Origin of the sequence: Streptomyces populi (genome assembly GCF_002911015.1) — a bacterium.
In the GTDB taxonomy this organism is placed as follows: domain Bacteria; phylum Actinomycetota; class Actinomycetes; order Streptomycetales; family Streptomycetaceae; genus Streptomyces; species Streptomyces populi.
On record NZ_KZ627052.1, the window covers coordinates 1 to 5,425 of the forward strand.

Below are 5,425 nucleotides of genomic sequence, written 5' to 3' on the forward strand. Positions count from 1 at the left end.
GTACAGGCCTGCTCCGCAGTCCTGTACGGGACCTGACGCCCCCTCCGGGGGCGTCAGAAAAGCGGCTGGCTAGGGGGAGGTGCGCCCTGGGCTGCCTGTCGGAACCGGTCACGCCGGCAGGGTCCAACCGTTTCTGGTCGACCCGTGTGCGTCACTTATTATGGCAGCTTGGTTCTGGGATGATAGCTAGGTACCTCTCGCTCTCTGGTGTCGCGATGACGGGAAGTCGTCATTTAGATGACTGGATGAATTCTGGGGTCAAGGATCGTCACAATTCCGCACTCCAAGCATTGGACTCTCGTGACTCAGATGGAATTGCGCCCGCATCAGGCTGAGGCTGTCGATAACGTCGCTCGAATTCTCGGTGTTCCTCCCGGAGGACGCATCCCTCCGGATGGCTTGCGAACACAGGTAATCGCCGCTACCGGCTCCGGTAAAACCCTGATCGCTGTGGAGTCCGCACATCGGCTTTCTGCCCGGCGCGTGCTGATTTTGGTGCCGACACTGGACCTGCTGACGCAGATGGCCGGCGCCTGGCGACGTGCCGGTCGGTCCGGGACCATGATCGGTGTCTGCTCGCTGCGGGCCGAGGAGAGCCAGGGCTTGCCGTGCACGACCGACCCGGACGAACTCGTCTCGTGGATGGCCGGCCTGGAACCGGTCACCGTGTTCGCGACGTACGCGTCCGTCGGGCTGGGCATTCTCCAGCGGGCTCACGCGGCTGGCCTGCCTGTATGGAGCCTGATGGTGGTGGACGAGGCGCACCGCACAAGCGGTGACGGCCTCAAGCCGTGGGCGGCCGTGCACAACCAGGCACAGCTGCCGGCGGAGTGTCGGTTGTATATGACGGCGACGGCGCGGGTGTGGGAGGCGGAGGGTGAGCGGCCGCGGTTGGTGGCGTCGATGGAGGATGGCTCGCGGGTGTTTGGGCCGGTGGCCTACAAGCTGACGTTGTCGAAGGCGATCAGTCGGGGGATCGTGGCGCCGTATCAGGTGCTGTGCCTGGATATCCGTGACCCTGATCTGTACGCGGCTTTGACCAGTGAGGACACGGGTTCGGATGCGGTGCGCGGGGCGCGCTTGGCGGCTGTGCAGACAGGGCTCATGCATGCGGCCGTGGAGGAGCGCTTTCGTCGTGTTCTGAGCTTCCACAGTCGGGTGGGTGAGGCGGAGGCGATGGCGGCGTCGGTGCCGGCGGTCGCGGCCCGGCTCGCGGAGCGGGAGCCGGACGTCTACCCGCCTGCGGAGCAGGTGTGGGCGGAGTGGCTGTGCGGCGAGCACGCTCCCAGGCACCGCAGGGCGGTACTGGATGAATTCGCCTCCGATTATCTCGGTGGCTCCGAATTTGAGGGCCAGGATGTGCGTGCGGAATTTCGTGTGCTGTCGTCTGTCCGGGTTCTCGGTGAAGGTGTCGATACTGCTGAGTGTGACGCGGTTCTTTTTTCCGATGCGCGTGGGTCGATGGTCGATATTGTGCAGATGGTGGGGCGTGCTCTGCGGCTGCATCCGGGTCGGGGGAAACTGGCGTCGTTGGTGGTTCCGGTGTTTCTCGGGCCGGGCGAAGATCCGAATGAATTGCTCACGTCGGACGCTTACAGCACTCTGAGCAAGGTCCTGGGGGCTCTGCGGGCGCACGACGCGGACACGATCGAGGCGCTCGCGGACCCTCGCCTGCGTAACAGCCGTCCGGTGGCCGAACGGGAGACTGACGGAGGCGAGTTGGAGGTGGACCTCGACGGCTTGGACGACGTCGATGCGGAAGCGGGTCGGGTGTCGTCCCGGGCTGCGGGAGTGCTGCGGTTCACTGAGGAACGCGACCCGGCGGCACTCACTCAGTTCGTGCAGTTGCGGGTGATCGATCCGGAGGGTGCGTACTGGCGGCGTGGCATCGAGGCCGCGACCCGGTGGTTGCGCGAGACGGGCAGCACCGAGCTGCGGGTGCCGTTCACGTACGTCACCCCGGAGGACTGGTCCGCTTCGTTGGGATCGCATCCGCTGGGGGCGTGGATCGCGGATCAACGCCGTTACTACGCCGCGGGGGCGCTGGAGGCCTCGCGGGTTATGGAGCTGGAGAGGCTGGGCATGGTCTGGTCGGTGCACGCTTCCGCGTGGGATGCCGGCCTGGATGTCGCGCGCTCGTACGCGGCCGTGCACGGGCATTTCCTGCCCGCTGCGTCTGTGGTCTGGGAGTCGTTCCCGCTGGGGGTGTGGGCCAAGAACCAGCGTGCGGCGGCCAGGAAGGCGGCGGAGAACGCCGAACGCCGCGCCGCCGGGGAAACGGGCCTGTCGTATGCCGGTGAGCTGTCTGCGGGGCGTATGGAGGCGTTGGCGGAGGTGGATCCTGGGTGGTCCCCGGCGTGGGAGATCGGGTGGCAGCGCCGCTATCGGCTCGCCCTCGCCCACGTGTGGGCCGGCGGCGAACTCCCGTACATGGCTGGGGAGCTGGTTGTGCAGGGCGAGGACCTCGGAGCGTGGGTTGCCGGGCAGCGGAGCGGCTGGGAGCAGCTCATGCCCGCGCAGCAGTTCCTGCTGGAGTCGATCGGCGTGGAGGGGCCCGCTGAGGGCGATGTCGTGGTGCCGGTGCGGCGGACCCAGGGCGACCGGTGGGCGGCCAACCTTGCTGCGGCGCGGCAGTTCCAGGCGCGCGAAGGCCATCTGCGGGTGCCCAGGAAGGCGGTGGAGGACATCGACGGTGAGCAGGTCAGGCTCGGAGCCTTCCTCGACAACACCCGCCGCAGGGCGGCCAAGCTCAGCCCGCAACGGCGTGCCGAGCTGGACCAGCTCGGCATGCGCTGGTCCTAGAGCGCATACGAACGGCCCGCTCCGTGGTCACGGGGCGGGCCGTCGACGTGCGTGTGGCGGTGAAGGGCGGTCGCCTACGTGGCGAAAGGCTCCATGAGGCTTCAGCCGGACGATCGTCCTCATGGGCTATAGGTGAGGCCCGGGGACACTGTCCCCTTCACAACCACACCGTCCCTAACGCGGCCCGTCGGCTGGGCATTCCCGGAGGCAGGCGGGTCTCTGCGCGATGCCTCGGTGGTCGTAGTACGCGACGAGCACGATCTCGTCACGCTGTTGAGCGCCGGCTTTCCCGCGCACGGCGGCGCGTATCTGTTCCTTCCCCGAGGACGGCGGGAAGAGAGCGGGAGCCCGCTGGAGTGCGCCTGCCGCGGGCTGCGTGAGGAAGCCGGCGTGAGCGCCGGGCACTGGACACCGCTGGGCTCGCGTGCGATCACGTTGAAGTCCCCCGCACCCGTCCACCTCTTCGAAGCCCGCGGCCTGACTCTGGCAGCCCGGGAACTGACCGCGACAGAGCAGGACTGACTTTGTTCACGGGTGATGGCTCTGGTTCAACTTCTGTGGTGTCGGGACCCGTGAGCCGATAACCGGCTCGTCGCAAGCCGCTGACCGGCAGATTTCCTCGTGCGGCGTCCGAGGCACCCTGAGCGGCTGCGCCAGATCACAGAAGTTGAGCCAGAGCCCGGGTGATGAGAGCGGATGTTCACGACGGTGAGCAGCGTTCTGATGGTGTTGTGTTCGATGTTCATGAGAAGTGACAGCACCAGCTCAGGGGCGCTGTTGCCTGTCAGCGTCTCCGGCTGTTGAGAGGCGGCCGCTCAGATCGCGCGCGGAAGCGCGGAGGGATCAGGGCGCGCTGCCGCTCGTCGACATCAGGATCCGTGAGGTCGCTGAAGTCCCTGGAGGAGGAGGGTGATCAGGCGTCGGGGGTTGTAGCGGGGGTCGTTGTCGCTTCCGATGCAGAGGTTGCCGATGCCGCGCATCAGCTCGTATGGCTGTGTACCGGGCCTGATGTCGTCGGCCTCTACCGCAGCGTCGAGTAGTTGGGTGCAGACGGGCAGCAGGCGGTCGAGGAAGTAGGCGTGCAGTGCGGCGAAGCGGTCGTTGTCGGACTGCAGGGCGTCGGCAAGTCCGTGCTTGGTGACGAGGAAGTCGACGAAGAGGTCAATCCACTGGCGCAGTGCGTCGAGCGGGGAGCCGGCACTGGCCAGCAGGTTCGGGCCGGCCTCGGCGCATGCCTCGATCTGGTGGCGGTAGACGGCTGTGACGAGATCCGCCCGGGTTGGAAAGTGGCGGTAGATCGTGGCCATCCCGACGCCCGCCTGGGCCGCGATCTGGCGGATCGGTGCGTCGACGCCGGAGGTGACGAACACCTCGGCGGCGGCAGCGAGCACCGTCTGCCGGTTGCGCTGGGCGTCGGCCCGCTTGCCCCGGGACGGTGACTCCTCTGCAGAGCTGTCGGTGGTCATCGCGCACTCCTTCCACACCGATTGACAAAGTGGAGCATCGCTCCGGATACTAATCGGAGCGGCGCTCCGCTTCAGGTTAGCCGAAGCGGGATGCCCCTGTCCGCCTTGTCCGTCGTCGGTCGCAGGAGACCGGCGGGCGGGCAGGTGCCACCGAAAGGGAACCCACATCGTGAGCACATCGACTGCCACCAGCGCCGACGCCTTGGGCACGCCCGCCCCGGTCCTGTCCTTCAGCCCCGTAGTCCTCTCCGTGCCCGGACGTCCCGTAGATCTCCAGGTGCGCGTCTCCGCACCCGCGACCGGAACCAGCCTCCCCCTCATCCTCCTCTCCCACGGTCACGGCCCCTCGAACAACCTCTCCTCGCTCAATGGCTACGCGCCGCTCGCCAACTTCTGGGCTGCCCACGGATTCGCCGTCGTCCAGCCCACCCACCTCACCTCCAGGACACTGAGCCACCTGGTCGCCGACGCACCTGGCGCACCCGACTTCTGGCGCTCCCGCGCCGAGGACATGACCCACATCCTCGACGGACTCGACATGATCGAGCGCGCTGTGCCGCAGCTCGCAGGACGGATCGACCACACCAAGGTCGCCCTCGCTGGACACTCGCTCGGCGGCTTCACCGCCGCCCTCCTGCTGGGCGCCGGGCTCAACGACCCCGACACCGGAAAAGTGGTGCACCTCGTCGAGCCCCGGATCAAGGCCGGCGTACTGCTCGCCGCGCCCGGCAGGGGCGGCGACGCCCTCAACGGGCCCATGGCCGAGCAGTGGCCGATCATCGGCGCCGTCGACTTCTCCACCATGACCGCACCCGCGCTGGTCGTCGCCGGTGACAAGGACGACTCCCGGCACTTCACGGACATGGGACCGGACTGGCACGCCGACCCCTACACCCTCGCCCCCGGACCCAAGAGCCTGCTCACCCTGTTCGACGCGGAGCACGGACTCGGCGGGATCGCCGGATACGACGCCGCCGAGACCACCGACGAGAATCCCGAGCGAGTCGCCGCCCTCGCCCGGCTCACCGCGGCCTACCTCCACACCCAGCTTCACCCCGGCGCCCCCACGTGGCAGGGCGCGTGCGAGGCACTGACGACCGGCCCCAACCCGATAGGACGAGTCGAATCCAAGTAAGCCCCCCGCGGCCACGTCCCTC

Annotated in this window: 4 protein-coding genes; 3 read left to right on the forward strand and 1 reads right to left on the reverse strand. The window is 67.8% G+C overall.

Annotated elements, in window-relative coordinates:
* Positions 1 to 309: 309 nt before the first annotated feature.
* Positions 310 to 2,802, forward strand: a complete 2,493-nt coding sequence (locus CW362_RS42240) for a DEAD/DEAH box helicase (RefSeq protein ID WP_103554883.1) — start codon at positions 310 to 312, stop codon at positions 2,800 to 2,802.
* A 234-nt stretch (positions 2,803 to 3,036) separates the two neighbouring features.
* On the forward strand, positions 3,037 to 3,324 hold the full coding sequence (locus CW362_RS42245; RefSeq protein WP_240658343.1) for an NUDIX domain-containing protein: 288 nt from the start codon (positions 3,037 to 3,039) through the stop codon (positions 3,322 to 3,324).
* Positions 3,325 to 3,671: 347 nt separating this feature from the next.
* Here the strand turns inward: CW362_RS42245 and CW362_RS42250 are convergent, their stop codons facing one another.
* A complete protein-coding gene (locus CW362_RS42250) occupies positions 3,672 to 4,268 on the reverse strand; it encodes a TetR/AcrR family transcriptional regulator (RefSeq protein WP_103554881.1) in 597 nt (198 codons plus the stop codon).
* Between the two features lie 169 nt (positions 4,269 to 4,437).
* Between CW362_RS42250 and CW362_RS42255 the strand changes: the two genes are divergently transcribed.
* Entirely contained in the window at positions 4,438 to 5,403 is a 966-nt protein-coding gene (locus CW362_RS42255) for an alpha/beta hydrolase family protein (RefSeq protein ID WP_103554882.1), read from the forward strand.
* Positions 5,404 to 5,425: the final 22 nt, after the last annotated feature.

Bases quoted from the DNA above. Each gene is read 5' to 3' on its own strand.
- CW362_RS42240 (WP_103554883.1), top strand. From the start codon at position 310: ATGGAATTGCGCCCGCATCAGGCTGAGGCTGTCGATAACGTCGCTCGA.
- CW362_RS42250 (WP_103554881.1), bottom strand. From the start codon at position 4,268: ATGACCACCGACAGCTCTGCAGAGGAGTCACCGTCCCGGGGCAAGCGG.